The sequence below is a fragment of the Halalkalibacter lacteus genome (assembly GCF_036663595.1).
In the GTDB taxonomy this organism is placed as follows: Bacteria; Bacillota; Bacilli; order Bacillales; family Bacillaceae_D; genus Halalkalibacter; species Halalkalibacter lacteus.
In genome coordinates, this window is record NZ_JAWRVL010000016.1 from 23,795 (window position 1) to 43,738 (window position 19,944).

Consider the following 19,944-nt stretch of genomic DNA (forward strand, 5'->3'; position numbering starts at 1 on the left):
TCACAATGCCCTAGCTTCACTCTAACGTTTCATTCTCTTTTATTCATGTGCTGCAATTTCTTCTTCAAGCAATTCTAATATTTCGCGACCTTCGTCACCGACAACTTCATTGCGGTAATATTCCCGAACGGGTAATGCCAATTCACGGAATGCATCACGCTCTGCTTCGGTTAACTCAATGACTTCTGTTGGATGATCAGTATCTTCAATAATTGAATCTAGTAAAGATTCATTCATTTCTTGCTGCATATCGAATACAATCGGTCTCATTTCCTCAATTGTTTCATCCACTAATGCACGAACATCATCTGGTAGCCCATTATAGAAATCAGGGTTTACCGTTGCCATCGCTACATAGTTATTGTGGTTTGAAATCGTCATATGATCTTGTTGTTCATGGAATCTAGCATCTTCAATAAAGAAGATTGGGTTTTCTTGACCATCTACAAGACCTTGCTGTAGACCTGTATATAATTCTCCCCAGCTTAATGCAGATGGAGCAGCTCCATAGGCTTTATAGGATTCAATAATTAAAGGTGATTCTTGTGTACGCATTTTAAATCCACTGAAATCTTCCGGTGTACGTAGTTCTCGACTTCCTGTCCACTGCATTGCACCTTCAGTGAAGAAAGCAAGCGGCTTAATATTCTGTGCTTCATACAATTCACCAAGTTTTGTATTAATTGCTTCACTGGTATTTAAAATTTCTTGAGTCTTTTCTAGGTCTTCAGGGAAAAGGAATTGCAGAGCAAATACTTGGCCTTCAGCGACCATTCCACCTGTAAACCCTGGTGATACAATCGCAAATTGTACCGCTCCATTTTGAAGCATTTCAACTTGGTCCACTTCACTACCTAGTCCACCAAATTCATACACATCAATGTTAATTTGCCCATCGGACTTTTCATTTAGCAAATCAGCAAACTTAGCTGCATATTCATACTGAACTTGACCTGGCATTTCTTCCGTTACAAATTGCCAGTTATATTCCTCCATCGTTACTTCGTCACTTGCTGGTGCCTCACCATTTCCATCATCCACGGTACCCATTTCAGTATCATCTGAACCACATGCAGCAAGTACCATTGATAGTGCTCCAGTAAAAGCGAATGCCTTCCAACCTCTTTTCTTAAAAAACATCAAATTCCCCCTATATATTTTTTTATTTTAAGAAATCGCTTTTCAAAGTAAAAAGAGCGAAATTTCTTCAAATAATATGATCAACACCGATGCGACAAGTAGCATCACAATATACGGTGGTGTTCCTCTAATAACATCTAAATATGATTTGTTAAAGACCGCACTAGCGGTGAAAATATCAACTCCAAATGGTGGCGTTGCTGATCCCAAAGCCGCTTGAAAAACGATGACAATCCCTAAGTGAATCGGATCGACGCCTGCTTGCATAGCAGCCGGATAAAAAATAGGTGTCAAAATTAATATGACAACAATTGGATCTACAAACATGCATCCTATAAAAAAGAATAATGCCACAATGAATAAAACATAAAGTGCTGTAGGATCTGATCCAAGTACAGCCTCTGATAACATATGTGGAACTCTAGCGTAGGAAAGGAGCCAAGAAAACGCTTGACCAGCTGCAACCAATATAAAGACAGCTGAAGTCACAAGCCCAGTTGATAGAGCAATTCTTGGAACATCTGGCACTTTAATTGTTCTAAAAATAAACAATTCAAGAATTAACGCATATAATACTGAAATCCCTGCCGCTTCAGTTGGACTGAAGTAACCAAAGTAAATACCACCAATAATAATAGCAGGAAATCCTAGTGGAAACAGAGCTCGTAACGTTGCTCGTCCCCGTTGCTTCCAAGACATTTTTTCTCCTAGTGGTACTTTGTAAATTTTCGCATGAATATAACTATATATAGCAAACATAGCAAAGATTAAAATACCAGGTCCAATACCGGCAATAAATAAATCTCCTAGCGAAACGCTAGGTGCTGCTAATGCGTAAATAATCATTCCTATACTTGGTGGGATTAAGAGAGCAATATCACTAGAGTTAATAATCAGCGCAATGGCACTTGAATCCTTATACCCTACTGATAATAATCTCTTTCTCATCGGTTTCCCGATCGCAACCACCGTTGCTTGTGTTGAGCCAGATATTGATCCAAATAACGTACATGCAGCAGCTGTCGTAATTGCATAACCGCCACGAACATGCCCAACAAATGACCCAACAAAATCCAATAACCGCTTCGACGTTTTTCCTGTCGACATAATATCTGCGGCAAAAATAAATAATGGCACGGCAAGGAGTGAATAAGATGATATTCCTTCCATCATTTGCTGAGCAAGAAACATGGGTTGAACGTTTGGCATAAAAAATAGGACAACTACTATCGATGCCGCTATCATTGGGATCATCATTGGAAACCCTAATAGAAGCAAAACGATCATAACCGTTAACATTATTGCTATCATAGTCTGTTCCTCACAGTCTCTGTTAGTTTCATAGTTTAAGAATAATCCTTTCTTTCTTGAGCCAAGTAAATTTCTTTCTCCTTAATATTCACCCACATGTTTCGCAAGAATTGAATTCCTCCAAGTACAAGCCCAAGAGGTACAAAGAAAGCAAACGTGTATACCGGAACTTGTAGTGCGGTTGTAACACGGCCTGACTCATAGAGAGAGATAAAATAATCATATGCGAACACTGACAAAGTAAATAAGACGATCGCAGTCAAACCAGGAATAAAGATAGCTAGTGCTTTTCGAACTGGGAAAGGGGCCATATCATAAAACGCAGACATACTAATATGTCTTCCTTTTCTGGCCGCATAACTAATCCCCATGAATGTCGCCACCGTAACAGCAAACCGACTCACTTCCATGGAGAACGCCCAACTATTTCCTGTTAGCTCACGACTCAAGACATTTCCAACAACCATAATAGCAATCAAAATAATGGAATAACTCAATATTTGCTCTTCTATTTTCACTAACCACTTATCAAGTGTTCGTAGTACATTCAATGAGTATCCTCCCTCTTTTATCCGAATTTTCAAATTACATTAAATAGTTCAAAAAAACCAAGTACTACCATCATACTGGAAGAGTGTTCCCAGCTCAAATGTGATATCCACGCTTGTTCTTGGTTAAATTTGCATATTTTCGCATAAGACTAGCTAATCCTCAAAATCTAGCCTAATACTCCTCTCAACGCTTGTATATTCATAAATGCTCAAAAGCTAACAAAGAAAGACCTAACCCTTAGTCCCCTTCTTCTAGTTCATTAGTTCCCTTTTTCACTAGATACTAACGACCTTTTGGATTAGATCTTTTCAATTTATTCTTATATTTCTTTATTAATTGCTAGTTGGGCAAGTGTTCTTGCCATTACACCAGTCCCCCCCAATGGTCCTAGACTCGTCGCTCTTGACTGCCAAGCCGTTCCTGCAATATCTAAATGAACCCAAGGTGTATCTTGAGCAAATTCTCCTATAAATAAACCTGCAGTAATGCTTCCTGCTAATCGACCCGGAGCATTATTTAAATCAGCTACATCACTCGTTTTCAGCATTTTCTTATATGGGGCGTAGTTTGGCAGACACCAAATCCATTCACCCGTCTCAACAGAAGCTTCGAGAACTTCTTCCAATAGTTCTTCATTGTTCGTAACCGCTCCTGTCGTACAATCTCCAAGGGCAATTAAGACAGCGCCCGTAAGCGTTGCAACATCGATTAACATCGTCGCCCCTAGTTGTTTTGCATATGTAATTCCATCAGCTAAAATCAATCGTCCTTCTGCATCTGTATTGCGTACCTCAATTGTCTTGCCACTTAAAGATGTAATCACATCACCTGGTTTTAGAGCTGAACCGTTCAGAAGATTTTCTGAAGACGGAATCACAGCAAGTACATTTACATTAGGCTTTTGGGACCCAATAATATCCATTGCACCTAGTACAGCAGCGGCTCCTCCCATATCCATCTTCATTTGATGCATATTTTCACGAGGCTTAATCGAAATACCCCCAGAATCAAATGTTAACCCTTTGCCTACAAAACCAATTAATTCGTCCGACTGCTTGTCTCCAGTATACTTTAAGACAATCATTTTCGGAGGCTGATCACTCCCCGCCGCAACAGCTAGTAACGCACCCATCCCCAACTTTTCCATTTCTTCACGCTCAAGCACTTCATATTCAAATCCGTGCTTCTCTGCTAGCTCTTTCGCTTCTTCAGCCAAGTCCGTTGGAGTCATCAAATTCCCAGGTGTATTCACAAGTTTACGGGCACGATTCGTACCTTTTCCATATGTATAACCTACTTGCGCAGCTTCTTGTAGGGTTTCTGTTGCTTTACCATAAAGAGTTACGGTCTCAAGCTTTTTGTCGACTTCGTTTGATTTTTCTTTGTAATCTACTACCGTGTATGTACCAAGAGCAAGACCTTCACCTATTAAGACAGCAACATCACTCTCTTCCACTAATTCGCACGTAAAACTTTCAACTAAGAAGCCAGTATTGACGATATTGTCTTTTTTTATTTGTTGACCTACGCTTGCCACTACTTCACGAATAGATTCCGTTGTTACGTCTTCTTTCTTTCCAAGTCCAACTACATAAACTGCTTCAGACTTGATTTCCTCCAATGGATACACCGTTGTCAAGGCACCTTGTTTGGCAATTTTCTTTGTTTTCTTTAGTCTCGATACTTGATTATTAAGCATGCTATCCACTTTTTCAACTACCGGATGCAGTGTCTCCCCTTCAAAAATTCCGAGTACGAATACATCATGTTCATTATTTCTTTCGAAAGTAGGTAATGATTTAAACAATGGTAACACTCCTTTTTTATCATTCTTTCCCATTATACATACTTCCGTCGTTTACTTCGATCATCGAAATGATTTCCTTCCAATAAAATCTTATTTGTAAACGAACACTAACATAACAAGAAAGCAATTTATGATATAATGAATCACAATCTAATTCTTACAATTACTCGTTTCATCCTCTAAATTCAAAGGTATAAGGACTAAGTATATTAATGGTTGACCGGAAAGGACGTAATCTGAACAATGGAATTATTTCACAACTTCCCTTTATGGGCGGCATTATTCGCAATTGGGTTTGCTCAATTTGTGAAAGTACCACTTGCTTTTATCGCAACAAGAAAATTGGAATGGTCTTTGCTAACTAGTACTGGTGGGATGCCGAGTTCACATTCAGCTGCTGTTACAGCATTGTCAACTGCCATTGCACTCGAATTCGGATTAGATTCTTCCGTCTTTGCCATCGCTGCTGTGTTTGGGATCATCGTCATGTTTGACGCAACAGGCGTTAGACGCCATGCAGGTTATCATGCTACTGTACTAAATCAACTTGTTACAGACTTCAATAAACTCGTCGATGAAGTGAAGTCATGGCCCAAAAAAGAAGAAGTTGAGAAACGTAAAGAGCTAAAAGAACTCTTAGGGCACCAACCGATAGAAGTATTCTTTGGTGCTCTGCTTGGAATTTTTCTCACTTTAACGCTACACGTAATTGTCCATTAAAGATAAACAATGTTAAAGAGGTGGTAACATATGCGATTGATTTCCATTTGTCCAAGCAACACCGAACTAGTAGCCTATCTAGGTCTAACAGAACATTTGGTTGGCGTCGATGATTTCTCTGATTGGCCAAAACCAGTTGAACAATTGCCTCGACTCGGCCCAGATCTTTCCATTCGTATCGATGATGTCGAGGCACTCGAACCTGATCTTGTTCTCGCCTCTCTAAGTGTCCCTGGAATGGAGAGGAACGTAGAAGAATTACAAAAAAGAGGAATTCCTCATGTAGTTTACAATCCTAATTCGTTAGCTGATATTAAAGACAACTTTCTAGATTTAGGGAAAAGAACTAATTGCCAATCAAAAGCACAACAAGTCATCAACTTATACGATGACTTTCTTAATACATATGAAGAACGCGCACGTAAAGTTGAACCAGTACGCCTTTATTGGGAGTGGTGGCCAAAACCCGTTTTTACTCCAGGTAAACAAAATTGGTTAACTGAAATTAGTCAGCTTGCTGGTGGGAGGAACATTTATGACCATACAAATAGAGCAAGCATTCAAACTGATTGGGACGACGTGTACAACCACAATCCCGATCACATTTGTTTAGCTTGGGTCGGCATTCAGACAGAGAAAATCAAACCTGAATTACTATGGAAACGTCCGAATTGGGACACATTACAGGCATTACAAACAAACCACGTTCACATTTTAGAAGAAGCTCTCTATTGTCGCCCTTCCCCTCGTTTGCTATTAGGATTGAAAAAGCTAGCTGCGATTCTTCATCCTAATAGTATGCCTGCAGATGATGGAATTGATCCATTGGTACGACTTATATCAGAGTAAGAAAGAGGATGACTCATTAGAGCCATCCTCTTTCTTACTCAAACATTTGATTACGAAATACTTGTACTGCCTCATCTTCATTTAATTTCATTAAATCTTCTTCTGAAAGACTCCCATTTCCACTTTTCACAAGGTAAACTTCTACTTCTTGTTTGCCCCAATCGTCAAACACATCCGTAACGGTCTCATAATATAAATCAATTTTTTTTCCTTGAATAGCAGAACCCGTGTCTGCAACTACCCCGTATCCATATCCCGGAATAAAAAGAATTGACCCTATTGGATACACCGAAGGATCGGCTGCAATCGTTGAGTAAAGATCTCGCTTCACTTGAACACCTGAAAATGTAATTCCATATCCTGGGTGATCAGGGTTCTTTCCTGTTGATTCATACCCTGCAGTATAACCTGTTGCAATAACCTTCTGTGATGGATATTGCGACCAATCAACAGCATCCTCTAACGACATCGGAGTTAACTCCATTACTTCCTGAGACATTGATAACTCTTCTGTTTTTACAGCTGGCAAGGCTCTTCTTTTAAACGAAGTTCCTTTAAACGCATTGTCTCTCACCGTATGTACTACTTCTTCTCGTTCTTTTTCAAAGTTATCCATCATCCACTGTTGCAATTGTGCTGCACTTACACCAGAAAAAGTTTGAAATGTTGTAAAAAATGCTGCTACAAATAAGCCACTCATGAAAAGACGACGACTTACTGTTGTCAAGCTTACCACAAACTTTCACTCCCCTCTTGGATTCAGCATCCCCAGAGGAAAGAGAAATTATACAAGTGAATTGATCTAAAATTCAAATAATATATTAAATCATACTTTATCAATGGTTTTCCAAAGTTTTATTCCACATAAGGAAGACGGTCTATTACGCAAAAAAACCCCAACAACAGCGGGGTTTCTCCTCTAAAACATTTGATACCCTCTTACGCGTAGCATCTTAATCACAACACCAGCAATAATAGCTCCAATGAAACCACTTGATAAGACTAAAACATCCACAACCTGAAGTGTTAACAAATCAGATACTAACATCGAAAATGATGCTTGTGGTGAACTAAAATAATCAAAAAAACCAACGTCATCTACAATTAATACGACAATGATTGGATAAAAAAATGCCATTACCCATGTTGAACGTAAAACCATATTTAATAAAAATCCAATTCCAAAAAACAAGATAAGAAAAAGGACCATTGAAATGACTAACTGTGGTAAATTCACACCTTGCACCCCCGTATTCTTTATAAGTTTACTGAGACGGATGTTTCAAGTCAACTAGAAAAACTTGGCCGCATGCAGATTCATGAACATGGCACTATTCATCGTCTTCCATACTCTTTTTAATCTAAGACCGTATTCAGGTGGAGGGCTTAGGTTTTCTTCCCACCTAACCGTTCCTTTCTCTGTTAGGAATAAATGTAAGTCGAAACGTATTTTCCATTTCGGCTTCAACTATGAAGGACATCAGAGCGCACATTATCTTTACTTCTTTTTATCCGTTCTTTTACTTTTTCACATGCAAAAGGCGAACGCACTATGTGCATTCACCTTTTTAAATAAGTTAGGTATTTAGGAAAAGCACCTCAACTTGAGTTGTGGGGTAACTATTCCACCAACTCTTTTACATCGGGTTCTTTCCTCTTTTTAAAACAAGTCCAGGTCCGCCAAGTAAGAATAGATAACGGTTATCAATCATCTTCTTCATGAAGTTAGCAGATGTACCGAATAATTTTCTCGTACCGACAACACCAATAGCCTCTTTCCCACCAAGCGATGCAACTGTCCCTTTAATATCTGGTTTAAAGGTTTTCAGTGAGTCACCTTTGATAAGTGCATTAATGTTATTTGCGCACACTTCCGCCATTTGCATTGCAATTTGAGCAGTTGGTGGATATGGACGATTAATCTCTTCGTTGATCATCAGAGCACAGTCTCCAATTACGAAAATATCTTTATGTCCTGGTGCACGTAAATCAAGGTCAACTTTAATACGTCCACGCATTGCCTCAAAGCCAGACTTCTCAATGACAGAACTTCCACGTACGCCAGTAGCCCATACAATCGTTTCTGCCTTAATTTCATCTCCGCTTGCAAGTGTTACGCCTGTTTCTGTCACTTCTTTAATTGGGCAATTGATTTTAAATTCAACTCCACGGCTTTCAAGAAGGTTCATTCCGTATTCAACTAACTCAGGATCAAAGCCTGGTAAAGCAGTAGGAGCAGCTTCAATAACATACATTTTCACTTTTTCACGAGGTACATCGTAATGCGCACAAAGCTCAGGTAGACGTTCAGATAGTTCACCAATGAACTCAATACCAGTGAATCCAGCACCTGCTACAATAAACGTTAAGAGCTCGTCCTTCTTTTCTGGTGTATTGTTATATTTTGCAAACATATACTCAATATGTTCTTTCACTTCGCGAGCACCATTTACAGTCCACTTGCTGAATGCATGTTCGTGAACACCAGGAACACCAAACGTTTCAGCTTCAGAACCTAACCCAACTACTAGGTAATCAAATTCAAGTTCGCCATTTTCAAGGACAACTTTCTTTTGTTCACGCTTAATTTCAACAACGCTATCTTTTACAAACTTAATTTTATTTAAATCAAGTACGCTGTTAATTGGCATACGAGTGCGCTCAGGCGATAGTGTACCAGCTGCTGGCTCATGTAACCACGTTGTTTGATAGTGATAATCGTGCTTGTTTACTAATGTGATGTTTGCTTCGTTGTGTCCTAACTGTTTTGTTAAACGAGATGCTGTAATCATCCCTGCATAACCAGCGCCAAGAATAACAATATTTGGCTTTTTCAAATTAATCACTTCCATCTTCTAATTTTTTATTACCATACTCTCACCCGAAAAACAACATTGTGATTATTTTCACGAATATAACTAGAATAATAGCTGTGTATATATATATTTTCGTAAAAAGTCACAAAACCCTCTTTTATATTATGGCTTTTCGACTTTTTTATCAACTATCTTTTTAAAAATAGCTCCAGTTTTTTTCTTCTTTTTTCTTTACTCGCTAATAATGTAAACGAAATCATCCAAAATATACACTACACATAGCTATTCCTTTCCTTTTCATCTGTTCTATGCATATAATGAAGGAAGAAGCTTGACTTTTTTTCGGAGGTGGCGAAGGTGACAAACACTAAAGAGTACGATATTACCATTATTGGTGGTGGACCAACTGGCTTATTTGCAGCTTTTTATGCAGGAATGCGACAAGCTAATGTAAAAATCATCGAGAGTATGCCTCAATTAGGCGGACAATTATCAGCACTCTATCCTGAAAAGTACATTTACGATGTTGCTGGTTTTCCAAAAGTGAAAGCACAAGACCTTGTGAACAACTTAGAAAAACAAGCCGAGCAATTTAATCCAACAATCGTACTTGAACAATCGGTACAAGAATTGATTGAACAAGATAATGCAAGTTACATAATCAAAACGGATAAAGAAAGTCATTATACAAAAGCCGTGATCATTACAGCAGGAGCAGGAGCATTTCAACCAAGAAGACTTGAAGTTGAGAAAGCCAAGCATTACGAAGGGAAAAATCTCCATTATTTCATTCAAGATTTAAGTGCTTTCACTGGTAAACGTGTTCTTGTATGTGGTGGAGGTGATTCTGCAGTCGATTGGTCACTCATGTTAGAACCCATTGCAAAAGAAGTCACACTTATTCATCGCAGAGACAAATTCCGTGCCCATGAACATAGCATTGAACTATTAAATAAATCGAACGTTACAATCTTAACTCCATTTGAGATTAAAGAATTAAAAGGAAATGACGATGCAATCGAGCAGGTTCTTATTAAAGAAATTAAAGGTGACACCGAAAAAACAATCGATGTTGACGCGGTCATTGTAAACTTCGGATTCGTCTCCTCTCTAGGTCCTATTAAAGAATGGGGACTAGAAATTGAACGTAATTCCATTGTCGTTAATACAAAAATGGAAACAAACCGAAAAGGTATTTATGCTGCAGGCGATGTTTGTACTTATCCTGGTAAAGTGAAATTAATTGCCACCGGTTTTGGAGAAGCACCTACTGCTGTTAACAATGCAAAAACATATGTCGATCCAAAAGCAAAAGTATTCCCTGGTCATAGTACTAGCTTATTTTAATTGTAAAGAAGAAACCAAAACGTCTGACTCCGTATAGTAAACGCGGAGTCAGACCTTTTGGTTTCTTTTATACGTACTTACTGACAAACAAAAAGACCCCCTAATAATGCTTGATTTAGGAGATCTTGAATTATTAGTAAGTCTTTAACATTCTTCTGGTGTCCCCGTATTTGTAGCTGTACGGAATGATGTACCGCATCCACATGATGCTATCGCATTGGGGTTATCAATTGTGAAACCGCCACCCATCATGTTTTGCTTGTAGTCTACAACCAATCCTTTAATAATCGGTTCACTTTCCTTATCAACTAAAACGGAAAGTCCATTAATATCTAAAAGTATATCTTCCTCATTCTTTTCTGAATCAAATCCCATACCATATGAGAGTCCACTACAGCCGCCACCTTTAACACCGATTCGAAGCATTAAACTTTGATCGTCTTCAGCTTCCATCATGTCTTTAATTTGGCTTACCGCTGCATCCGTTAATGTAATCATGTCATCCCTCCTAATCGCAGTACACGATCAGTATAACTCTTAAACCATTGAAACTCAAGGTATCTACTCACCCAATTATGTTAAAATGACATTGATTGTTCCCATTTTTTCGGTCGTGATATTTCTAGTAATATCATCTTATTATGCGCACGATCTAATTCTTGACTATAATGCAGCACGATAGGATGACTCATTCCGTATTGTCCAGCTGCACTGATCATTTTTTTACGAAGCTCTTCAATTCTCTCCATAGCGGCTTCTCGTCTCAATACTTTGTTCATCTCCACCATCCCCCCAATTACAGTTTTCACTCATCCGTACATCTATATTTCAATTTTACCAAACGAAAGGAAATTTGCGCAATAATAAATGGTGAAATAGAATATTTCATAAAAATCCATTTTTTGAAAATTTCCTGTACTTTCCAATAGAGCCCTATTTCTTTCAATAACTTTATTCTGATAGTATAATAGAAGGCAATTACGAAATATCTTATATCATCTTTTTAATATAATTCTATAAAAACACGCATATTCCTTCAAAAAGTCGAATCTAAGTAGTGAATATGTTACGGTATGATGAAGAAACGGAGGACAAACGTATGGGAACAATTTTAACCGATACAAAGCTACAATCAATTACTGAAAAAGTAAACCATGGTGAGCGTCTTACTATTGAAGATGGGTTATATTTATTTGACAGTCCAAACGTACTAGGGATCGCCCAACTAGCAAATTCAGTAAACTATAAGAAAAATGGAGATAACGTCTATTTCATTGAAAACATGTACATTAACCCTACAAATGTGTGTGAAGCGAACTGCGGTTTCTGTGGATTTAAGCGAAAACCAGGTGAAGAGGGCGCTTATACGATGGGGAGTGATGCCTTACTTGAATACGTAGAAAAAAGATGGAATGACAACATTCGTGAATTTCATATTGTCGGTGGACACAACCACGAGGTTCCATTCGACTATTACTTAAATACAATTCGTACTTTAAAGAAACATTATCCACAAGTGACGATCAAAGCTTATACTGGGGCTGAAATTGAATTCTTTTCACGAATTTCTGGCTTATCAATGAAAGAGGTTCTAGAAGAACTTATTAAAGCTGGTTTAGATACACTTCCAGGTGGAGGAGCTGAAATTTTGACGGAGCGTTACCGTTTAAAAATGAGTCCAGATAAAGCCTCTACGGATCAATGGTTAGAAGCTCACGAGATTGCCCATAACCTTGGTTTAAAAACGCATGCAACGATGCTTTACGGTTCGATTGAAACATTAGAGGAACGACTGATCCATATGGATCGTCTTCGTCAACTTCAAGATCGTACGAACGGATTCATGGTCTTTATTCCACTTGCGATGCAACCACGTAGTATCAATGCAGGAATTAAACGACGTACAACGGCTTACGATGATATGCGAACTCTTGCGATTAGCCGACTTATGCTAGATAACTTTGATCACATTAAAGCATATTGGATTAACATTGGAGTTCAATTAACGCAAATGGCGCTTACATTCGGATCTAGCGATATTCACGGTACTCTTATCGAGGAACGAATTTCTCATGCCGTAGGTGCCCTAACATCACAAGGCATTACGCGTGAAGAGCTCGTTTACCTAATTAAGAGTGCAAATAAGATTCCAATAGAAAGAGATACATTCTATAACATTGTAAAAACGTATTAGATGATACAAAAAAGGAGGGTTTTCCCTTTTTTGTATCATCTAAGCAATGAGCGAAGCCGCTACAAGGTTTTAAGTCAGCTAGGAGTGGGTTTCTCTTAGCTGACGAGTAGCGACTGGAGACATTGCAACTCCTATGAAAAAAGGATGCTTTTCCCTTTTTTAAAACTTAAATTGATAAAAAAGAAAAAACGCTAAAGTTTAGCGTTTTTTCTTCTTAATCAAACGTTTAATTAACTTGGCAATGAAAATCCGGTTAGGATACTCTTTTATTTTCTCTCAAAAACACCCTCACAAATAATTTCAGCAGCTCCTCTCATGATAACATGTCCATTCTCCTGCCATGTTATCATTAAATCTCCCCCGAGAAGATGAACCGTTACTTCCTGCCCTTTTTGGCTATACCCATTTAAGACAGAGGCTACAACTGCTGCACAGGCCCCCGTTCCACAAGCTTGCGTAATGCCAGATCCTCTTTCCCAAACTCGAAAATGGATCTCACTTTCTGATACAACCTCAACAAATTCAACATTCACCCAATCTGGAAACCGTTCGTCTTTTTCCATTTTGGGGCCAAGTTCTTCAACAGGAGCTTCTTGAATCGTATTTACAAACATAATGACATGTGGATTCCCCATTGATACGGCTGTTACAGAAACCGTCTGACCATCAACCTCAAATAGCTCACCTACAACTTTTTCTTGATCCTCTCCTACCATTGGGATCTCGTCCCTTGACAGAATTGGCTTGCCCATATCAACACTAACGGTGTGAACTCTCTCTTCTTCTACGTGAACCGTTGCCTTAACTTTTCCAACAAGTGTTTCAATTTCAAATGTCTTTTCAGTTACATATCCGTTTTCATAAGTATATTTAGCTACACAGCGTAAACCATTGCCGCAGTTTTTCGCTTCAGAACCATCGTTATTGAAAACTCTCATCTTCACGGGAGCCACTTCTGATGGACAAACGAGGATCATTCCATCAGAACCAATTCCTTTATTTTTATCAGCTACTTCAATCGCAAGCTGTGGAAGCTTCTCTTCATCAATCGTTTGTTTAAACATGTCTACATAAATGTAACTATTGCCTAATCCATGCATTTTCGTAAACTGCATGTTCCCTTCAATCCCTTCTTAATTGCTTATCTGTCCAGAAATAATCTTGATCCACCTCTAAAATTGTCATTTTCTCATTACAGCAAGGTAAAATCAACACGGTTTTAATTCCTTCTTGTGCACGTTTAAACTCAGATTTCTTCATGTTCGTTAATACATTGTCTGAGTGACAAAATGGGCAGTTTTGCAAATAAATATCACCAAACAATCGTTCATATGGCCATGTGTTCACAAATGGGATCACATCCACCGACCACACATCCTTTCCCCACTAACGTATCTAATTTAATAATGAGTAAAGCGCACTCCAAGCATTGCTCGTTGCACACCAGCTATGAGAAAACCACTCATAACTGGCTTAAGAGATGCCAACGGCTCAGTCATTACATTGGGTTTTCTTCTATAAATGCATATATATTTTCAACTAATTCATCATTAGTCTCACCAGACACATATTCACCATTCACTAGAGCGAAAGGTTCCAAAGCACAGTTTCCGCAATTGCTAAGACACCCGTACTCTATAATATCCAAGTTGGGATCCTTTTCCAACTCTTCCATTGCTTTTTGTGTTCCGCTAGCTAAATTACTTAGGCAAAATTCAATAATAGGACGCATATTCTCACCTCTTCAATCTTCTTTAATGCTACTCGCGTACAAGAGAGAAGTCAATTGTCATAACTCGATTTTCTATTCATTCTAAATTAATTTATACCTCGATACTCCCTCAAGGAACTTCACATTTCCTAAAACCACACATTGAAAGCGATTCAATAAAAATTCACAAATTTGTTGTTATTTTGATCAATTCTCGATATAATCAAAACTGACCAGGGTCACTTTTTGATAAGGAGAACATGTATGAACGAGCGAGCTAAGAAAGAACAGACGAGAGAGCGTATTGAACAAGAGGCTTTAGCATTATTTCGTGAAAAAGGTTTTTCTCGCACGACTGTACAAGAAATTACAAATGCTGCTAAAGTAGCAAAAGGGACTTTTTTTAATCATTTCCCTACTAAAGATTCGATCATGCAATCACTTGCAAATGATTTACTTCAAGCTGTGATGCCCTACGTTCAACAATCACATTTAAAAAATAGATCACTTTCAATTAGATTACGCTCATATTTGCAATTTATTTTAACAGACTATGATCAATACCCATCTTTAACAATTGAAATGTGGAATCATGTCTTAAAAGAACAAACCCTCCTTTTTGCGCATTGGAATGAACTATTACAAGATGCAAAAGCACAAGGAGAAATACATTCGACTGCTTCTATGTGCACATGGACTCATATTATTCATAGCTTGATTTCTCATGGGATCAAGTCGTTTGCGACAGAACCAACAAAAGCCCGATTACTTGAAAACGTAATGACTTTGGTCGAAACCAGTCTTGAATCAATTATCGAAAAAAGGGGACATTCATTTATGAAAAAACTTGTTATTTTAGGTGGCGGTTATGGCGGAATGCGGGTACTTCAACGACTTTTGCCTGAGGGCTTGCCAGAAGACGTAGAAATTACGTTAATCGACCGCCTACCTTATCACTGCTTAAAAACGGAATATTATGCATTAGCTGCAGGCACCGCAGCAGATCACCACCTCCGTGTCGGATTTCCTGAGGATGCCAGACTAACGATTAAATACGGAACGATAACGAACGTTGATTTACATGAAAATACAGTGAAATTAGCAGAAGGTGATTTCGTTCCTTATGATAAATTGATTATAGGCTTAGGCTGTGAAGACAAATATCATAACGTCCCTGGCGCCAAAGAGTTTACTAATAGTATCCAAACAATGGACAAAACAAGAAAAACTTATGAATCGTTAAATAACATTCGCCCCAATGGCGTTGTTTCTATTGTAGGTGCTGGATTGAGTGGGGTTGAACTAGCAAGTGAACTTCGTGAAAGTCGTCCTGATCTAACGATAAAATTATTTGACCGTGGTGAAATTATTCTTTCCATGTTCCCACGTAAATTAAGCACTTATGTTCAAAACTGGTTTATTGACCATGGTGTTGATGTCATCAACAAATCAAACATAACAAAAGTAGAAGAAGGTATTCTTTATAATCACGATGAACCAATTCATTGCGATGCAATTATCTGGACTGCAGGTGTTCAGCCTGTTGAGGTTGTCCGGAATTTAGACGTTGAAAAAGATCAACAAGGAAGAGTCATCTTAACACCTCAACACTTCCTTCCAACTGATGACAATGTTTTTATTGTTGGTGACTGTGCAAGCCTCCCTCACGCACCAAGCGCACAGCTAGCTGAGGGGCAAGCAGAGCAAATTGTAACAATCCTAAAGAAGCAATGGAATGGAGAACCACTACCAGAAGAACTGCCACGCATTAAATTAAAAGGTGTGTTAGGTTCACTCGGAAAAAAACATGGTTTCGGCTTAATGGGAGACCGAACTCTCCTTGGGCGAGTTCCCCGCGTACTAAAAAGTGGAGTACTTTGGATGTATAGATATCATTCTGGTTCTTAATAGTAAGATACCTGAGTAGATGATAAAAAATGTTATAGAGCGTGTGAGTGCATCGGCTTCTCACTCTGTGCTCATCACTTCGAGAGTGGTACAAAAGAATCTTTCTTTTTATGCCACTCTTTTTTAGTACATATAAATTTGCTCAAATATGAACGATTCGTCGACGAGATAATTCGGTGAAGAATACCAGCCTGCTTGCGTTCCCGTGCCTAACCCGAAGTGATCAATTCTATTTCAATTTTGTTAAAAATAGGCTAACTTTCCGACATAAACAACCATAAACTATCTTAGATAGTGATTCAAAATAGTCGGAGGTGATTTCATGAGCAATCAATTATTTTATAGAGGACCTATGTCGCCTACTAAAAAAATAGAAGCTTTACTTTCTGAAATTGAACATTTAAAAAGTCAAACAGAACAATTAGCAGTTGAATCAGCTCAAAAAACTGTTCACCAATTATTAGAAAAAGCTACAGAAGCTATCGGGAAAGCTGGAAATGAAGCTGTTCATACAGCGAAAAAAGCTGCAAGAAAACATAGCAAAAAGGTGGCGAAAAAAGCCGCGAAAAAATATAGCAAAAAAGCCCTAAAGAGAATTTCCAATGCAGAGAGTAAATTAGCTTCAGTCGAGGTGGAGGAATACTACAGTAGAGCAAAACCTTGAAAGTGAACAATGCACCGAAACTGAAAAGGATTCCTAACTTTATAAGTGTCGTGATAATCGACACTTATTTTTATTTTATCGTTATAACTGTTCTCCTTCACTGATTTTCCATTGCTCTATTTTTTCGTAAATTTCTTTTAGCTTTGGATTTCCCTCGGCGACAACGTCTCCTTTTAAAACGACCAATGGATAAAAATATTCATCATCTTTTATGGCATTTGCATAAAAAAGGTGATCCTCTTTTGTGCCTGGTTCATTGATATCTACATAAGCAAACGTAAAATCAATCTCAGGGTATTTTCTAGTGATTGCTGCTTCTAACCATTCCATTGTTTCTCTAGCACTAGGAAGTTGAATACAACTAGCACACTTCTCTTCTGCTCCATACACCGTCACGTTCATTTGATACTCAGTCCTTTCACGTATACATTTCATATGGAATAATTATAAAGTAAATCGATGAACAACGATAGCAAGAGTCCATTTTTCCAATATTTCATTTGAATATACGTGTAAAATAAAGCAGATTCATGGATTTTTTTTATAAACACCATTATAATAGGTAATAGAAAGGAGTTGTTTGAAATGGCAACAACTGAGATGGTTGAACAAGTTAGTGAAGTATTAGATAAGCTTCGTCCTTTCTTGCTACGTGATGGCGGGGATGTTGAGCTCGTAGACGTAGAAGATGGAATTGTGAAAGTACGCCTTCTAGGTGCTTGTGGATCATGCCCAAGTTCTACAATTACGTTAAAGGCTGGTATTGAGCGTGCACTTCTTGAAGAAGTACCTGGCGTAAAGGAAATCGAGCAAGTCTTTTAATAGGAAAACGCCCGACATTGAGTCGGGCGTTTCTTTTTTTTGGCCCTTTACTTTTGAGTAAAGGAGCCCTTTTTTTGTTCGTTTGCTCGCCAAGCTTCGTATTTATTCAGCTTGTTTGTACTGATGCTTCTTTATTCTTGATTCCTTTTTTTACTAGAATTCCTTCTTTTGCCGGTCTTAGAACAATCACTTCAAAATCGGGAAAATGACGTTGAAGCTTCTCTTGAATTTCTTCCCCGCGATGAACAGGAGCTAAGCAAAGCATCGTTGGACCTGCTCCACTAAGAGCTGCTCCATAAGCTACTGTTTCGTCTCGAACGACTTGCATGACTTCTTCAAGATGCGGCACTAGTTCACGACGATATGGGTGATGAAATAAATCTTCATTCATCATTTTTCCAGCTGCTTCCCAGTTCCCTTGAAGCAAAGAAGCAACAAGAACATTTGCTACACTACTCGCTCTTACCGCTTGCTTATACGATAGTTCAGCCGGAAGAACTCCACGAGCTTTTTTGGTTTTTAACTCTTCTGAAGGAACTAAGAGGACAAGATCAATTTCTGGAACTCCTCCGTATAACACATCCGTACTACTTTTTGTATGTGTCCCTATCACGAGCCCCCCATAAACTGAAGCAGCAACGTTATCGGGATGACCTTCCCAAAGGCTTGCAAATCTTACTTTTTCTACAACAGTTAGTTGTTCTCCAGTCAACTGATTCATTAACTCTATTCCAGCAACGATCGCTGCGGCACTACTACCAAGACCTCGTGCTAATGGAATATCGCTTGTCATCACAACATGGCATGTGGGAAGTTTATAGCCACATTCTGTTGCCACATGTACAGCAACTTGGTAAATCAAATTGTCTTCTCCTTCTTCAATTCCTTGTAGTTCAACAGAAGAAGATTCAAAAAACCATTTATCTGAAGGATGTACTTCAAGTGTCAAATAACGATTAACCGCAAGCCCTACTGAATCAAAGCCTGGGCCTAAGTTGGCTGAGCTACCAGGAACCGTTATGACAAATGGTTCTTGGCTCATGACATCACACCGCCTTTTAAATGAGCAAGGAAGGCTTCTTTATCATTCGGTAAAACAGCCGGCTTAACAGATACTGTATCAATTGCTGTGTTTGGGTCTTTTAAACCATTTCCAGTTAAGACACAAACAACGGTTGAGCCTTTTTTGATTTCTCCTGAATCAAGTTGCTTTTTCAAACCAGCAATTGAAGCGCAAGATGCCGGTTCAGCAAAAATTCCTTCTGTTTTAGCAAGCAACTGATATGCAGCTAAAATTTCTTCATCTGTTACGAAGTCAATTGCACCATTTGACTCTTCTTTTGCTGCTACTGCTTTATCCCAACTTGCAGGATTTCCAATGCGGATTGCTGTTGCAATCGTTTCTGGCTCTTCAATTACTTTATTTTGCACGATCGCGGCTGCACCTTCTGCTTCGAATCCACGCATTTCAGGTAATCCAGTACCTTTTTTCTCATGGTATTCTTTAAACCCTTTCCAGTACGCAGTAATGTTCCCTGCATTTCCAACAGGAATGGCTAACACATCTGGAGCTTTTCCTAATGCATCGACAATTTCAAACGCTGCCGTTTTCTGACCTTCGATTCGATACGGATTCACAGAGTTCACGAGGGTGATCGGCTCTTGTTTGCTAATTTCACGCACAATATCTAGCGCGTTATCAAAGTTTCCTTTGATCTCTAATACTTCAGCCCCATACATAACAGCCTGAGCTAGCTTTCCTAGCGCAATTTTCCCTTCTGGAATAACAACAATACATTTAAGTCCTGCTCTTGCTCCATAAGCAGCAGCGGCCGCTGACGTATTTCCTGTTGATGCGCAAATAATCGCTTTGCTACCTTCCTCTTTTGCTTTAGCAACAGCCATTACCATACCTCGATCTTTAAATGAACCAGTTGGGTTTAACCCTTCATATTTTACATGAACGGTAACGCCCCACTCCTTTGATAAATGCTTAAGTTCAATGAGTGGCGTATTGCCCTCATGTAATGTAAGTAACGGTGTCTCCTCTGTTACAGGTAAATATTCCTTGTACTCTTGAATTAACCCTTTCCAACGACTCAT

The 19,944-nt window shown here is 38.7% G+C and carries 22 protein-coding genes and 1 pseudogene; 8 read left to right on the forward strand and 15 right to left on the reverse strand.

Annotated features, from left to right (window positions below; all coding sequences use genetic code 11):
• Window positions 1-39: 39 nt before the first annotated feature.
• The 4 genes from dctP to SAZ04_RS12885 all read right to left on the reverse strand — a co-directional run bounded on the left by dctP (window position 40) and on the right by SAZ04_RS12885 (window position 4,843).
• Window positions 40-1,140: a TRAP transporter substrate-binding protein DctP gene (gene dctP, locus SAZ04_RS12870; protein WP_332695712.1), complete on the reverse strand. Its 1,101-nt coding sequence runs from the start codon at window positions 1,138-1,140 to the stop codon at window positions 40-42.
• Window positions 1,141-1,182: 42 nt separating this feature from the next.
• The gene (locus SAZ04_RS12875; RefSeq protein WP_332695714.1) at window positions 1,183-2,451 is read right to left on the reverse strand and encodes a TRAP transporter large permease; all 1,269 of its coding nucleotides are present in this window, start codon (window positions 2,449-2,451) and stop codon (window positions 1,183-1,185) included.
• 35 nt (window positions 2,452-2,486) lie between these two features.
• Window positions 2,487-3,002, reverse strand: a complete 516-nt coding sequence (locus tag SAZ04_RS12880; protein ID WP_332695716.1) for a TRAP transporter small permease — start codon at window positions 3,000-3,002, stop codon at window positions 2,487-2,489.
• Window positions 3,003-3,322: 320 nt separating this feature from the next.
• Window positions 3,323-4,843, reverse strand: a complete 1,521-nt coding sequence (locus SAZ04_RS12885; RefSeq protein ID WP_332695718.1) for a leucyl aminopeptidase — start codon at window positions 4,841-4,843, stop codon at window positions 3,323-3,325.
• Window positions 4,844-5,053: 210 nt separating this feature from the next.
• Between SAZ04_RS12885 and SAZ04_RS12890 the strand changes: the two genes are divergently transcribed.
• Both SAZ04_RS12890 and SAZ04_RS12895 read left to right on the forward strand, forming a co-directional pair.
• On the forward strand, window positions 5,054-5,530 hold the full coding sequence (locus SAZ04_RS12890; protein ID WP_332695720.1) for a divergent PAP2 family protein: 477 nt from the start codon (window positions 5,054-5,056) through the stop codon (window positions 5,528-5,530).
• Window positions 5,531-5,560: 30 nt separating this feature from the next.
• On the forward strand, window positions 5,561-6,379 hold the full coding sequence (locus SAZ04_RS12895; RefSeq protein WP_332695722.1) for a cobalamin-binding protein: 819 nt from the start codon (window positions 5,561-5,563) through the stop codon (window positions 6,377-6,379).
• 34 nt (window positions 6,380-6,413) lie between these two features.
• Here SAZ04_RS12895 and SAZ04_RS12900 read toward each other — a convergent pair whose 3' ends face one another.
• From SAZ04_RS12900 to SAZ04_RS12910, 3 genes are all read right to left on the reverse strand, one after another.
• Window positions 6,414-7,115, reverse strand: coding sequence for a 3D domain-containing protein (locus tag SAZ04_RS12900; protein ID WP_332695724.1), 702 nt, complete (start codon window positions 7,113-7,115; stop codon window positions 6,414-6,416).
• Window positions 7,116-7,298: 183 nt separating this feature from the next.
• Window positions 7,299-7,616, reverse strand: coding sequence for a YuiB family protein (locus SAZ04_RS12905; protein WP_332695726.1), 318 nt, complete (start codon window positions 7,614-7,616; stop codon window positions 7,299-7,301).
• A gap of 400 nt (window positions 7,617-8,016) precedes the next feature.
• Window positions 8,017-9,216 carry an NAD(P)/FAD-dependent oxidoreductase gene (locus SAZ04_RS12910; protein ID WP_332695727.1) on the reverse strand — a complete coding sequence of 400 codons (1,200 nt, stop codon included), beginning with the start codon at window positions 9,214-9,216 and terminating at the stop codon, window positions 8,017-8,019.
• A 336-nt stretch (window positions 9,217-9,552) separates the two neighbouring features.
• Between SAZ04_RS12910 and SAZ04_RS12915 the strand changes: the two genes are divergently transcribed.
• Window positions 9,553-10,542, forward strand: coding sequence for an NAD(P)/FAD-dependent oxidoreductase (locus tag SAZ04_RS12915; RefSeq protein WP_332695729.1), 990 nt, complete (start codon window positions 9,553-9,555; stop codon window positions 10,540-10,542).
• 144 nt (window positions 10,543-10,686) lie between these two features.
• On the opposite strand, the gene SAZ04_RS12920 is transcribed toward SAZ04_RS12915, so the two are convergent.
• Both SAZ04_RS12920 and SAZ04_RS12925 read right to left on the reverse strand, forming a co-directional pair.
• A complete protein-coding gene (locus tag SAZ04_RS12920) occupies window positions 10,687-11,040 on the reverse strand; it encodes a HesB/IscA family protein (protein WP_332695731.1) in 354 nt (117 codons plus the stop codon).
• Window positions 11,041-11,120: 80 nt separating this feature from the next.
• On the reverse strand, window positions 11,121-11,321 hold the full coding sequence (locus SAZ04_RS12925; RefSeq protein ID WP_332695733.1) for an aspartyl-phosphate phosphatase Spo0E family protein: 201 nt from the start codon (window positions 11,319-11,321) through the stop codon (window positions 11,121-11,123).
• A 320-nt stretch (window positions 11,322-11,641) separates the two neighbouring features.
• Here SAZ04_RS12925 and mqnE point away from each other — a divergent pair, with 320 nt between their 5' ends.
• Window positions 11,642-12,736, forward strand: coding sequence for an aminofutalosine synthase MqnE (gene mqnE / locus SAZ04_RS12930; RefSeq protein WP_332695735.1), 1,095 nt, complete (start codon window positions 11,642-11,644; stop codon window positions 12,734-12,736).
• Window positions 12,737-13,002: 266 nt separating this feature from the next.
• On the opposite strand, the gene dapF is transcribed toward mqnE, so the two are convergent.
• The 3 genes from dapF to SAZ04_RS12945 form a co-directional block, all read right to left on the reverse strand.
• A complete protein-coding gene (dapF, locus tag SAZ04_RS12935; RefSeq protein WP_332695738.1) occupies window positions 13,003-13,851 on the reverse strand; it encodes a diaminopimelate epimerase in 849 nt (282 codons plus the stop codon).
• Between the two features lie 7 nt (window positions 13,852-13,858).
• Window positions 13,859-14,101, reverse strand: coding sequence for a hypothetical protein (locus SAZ04_RS12940; RefSeq protein ID WP_332695740.1), 243 nt, complete (start codon window positions 14,099-14,101; stop codon window positions 13,859-13,861).
• A 133-nt stretch (window positions 14,102-14,234) separates the two neighbouring features.
• Window positions 14,235-14,468, reverse strand: a complete 234-nt coding sequence (locus SAZ04_RS12945) for a YuzB family protein (protein WP_332695742.1) — start codon at window positions 14,466-14,468, stop codon at window positions 14,235-14,237.
• A 243-nt stretch (window positions 14,469-14,711) separates the two neighbouring features.
• On the opposite strand from SAZ04_RS12945, the pseudogene SAZ04_RS12950 reads away from it, so the two are divergent.
• The 3 genes and pseudogenes from SAZ04_RS12950 to SAZ04_RS12960 all read left to right on the forward strand — a co-directional run.
• Window positions 14,712-14,873: pseudogene (locus tag SAZ04_RS12950) on the forward strand (TetR/AcrR family transcriptional regulator); the annotation flags it as partial.
• Between the two features lie 411 nt (window positions 14,874-15,284).
• Complete coding sequence (locus SAZ04_RS12955) at window positions 15,285-16,355, forward strand: NAD(P)/FAD-dependent oxidoreductase (RefSeq protein ID WP_332695866.1); 1,071 nt, start codon at window positions 15,285-15,287, stop codon at window positions 16,353-16,355.
• 322 nt (window positions 16,356-16,677) lie between these two features.
• Window positions 16,678-17,019 carry a hypothetical protein gene (locus tag SAZ04_RS12960; RefSeq protein WP_332695744.1) on the forward strand — a complete coding sequence of 114 codons (342 nt, stop codon included), beginning with the start codon at window positions 16,678-16,680 and terminating at the stop codon, window positions 17,017-17,019.
• A gap of 81 nt (window positions 17,020-17,100) precedes the next feature.
• Here SAZ04_RS12960 and SAZ04_RS12965 read toward each other — a convergent pair whose 3' ends face one another.
• Window positions 17,101-17,421: a YuzD family protein gene (locus SAZ04_RS12965; protein WP_332695746.1), complete on the reverse strand. Its 321-nt coding sequence runs from the start codon at window positions 17,419-17,421 to the stop codon at window positions 17,101-17,103.
• A gap of 183 nt (window positions 17,422-17,604) precedes the next feature.
• Here SAZ04_RS12965 and SAZ04_RS12970 point away from each other — a divergent pair, with 183 nt between their 5' ends.
• Window positions 17,605-17,841 (forward strand): NifU family protein, encoded by a 237-nt coding sequence (locus SAZ04_RS12970; protein WP_332695748.1) that lies wholly within the window; start codon window positions 17,605-17,607, stop codon window positions 17,839-17,841.
• 106 nt (window positions 17,842-17,947) lie between these two features.
• Here SAZ04_RS12970 and thrB read toward each other — a convergent pair whose 3' ends face one another.
• Together thrB and thrC are read right to left on the reverse strand one after the other, a co-directional pair.
• Window positions 17,948-18,883, reverse strand: coding sequence for a homoserine kinase (gene thrB / locus SAZ04_RS12975; RefSeq protein ID WP_332695750.1), 936 nt, complete (start codon window positions 18,881-18,883; stop codon window positions 17,948-17,950).
• Complete coding sequence (gene thrC, locus SAZ04_RS12980) at window positions 18,880-19,944, reverse strand: threonine synthase (RefSeq protein ID WP_332695752.1); 1,065 nt, start codon at window positions 19,942-19,944, stop codon at window positions 18,880-18,882. The genes thrB and thrC overlap by 4 nt, the downstream gene beginning before the upstream one ends.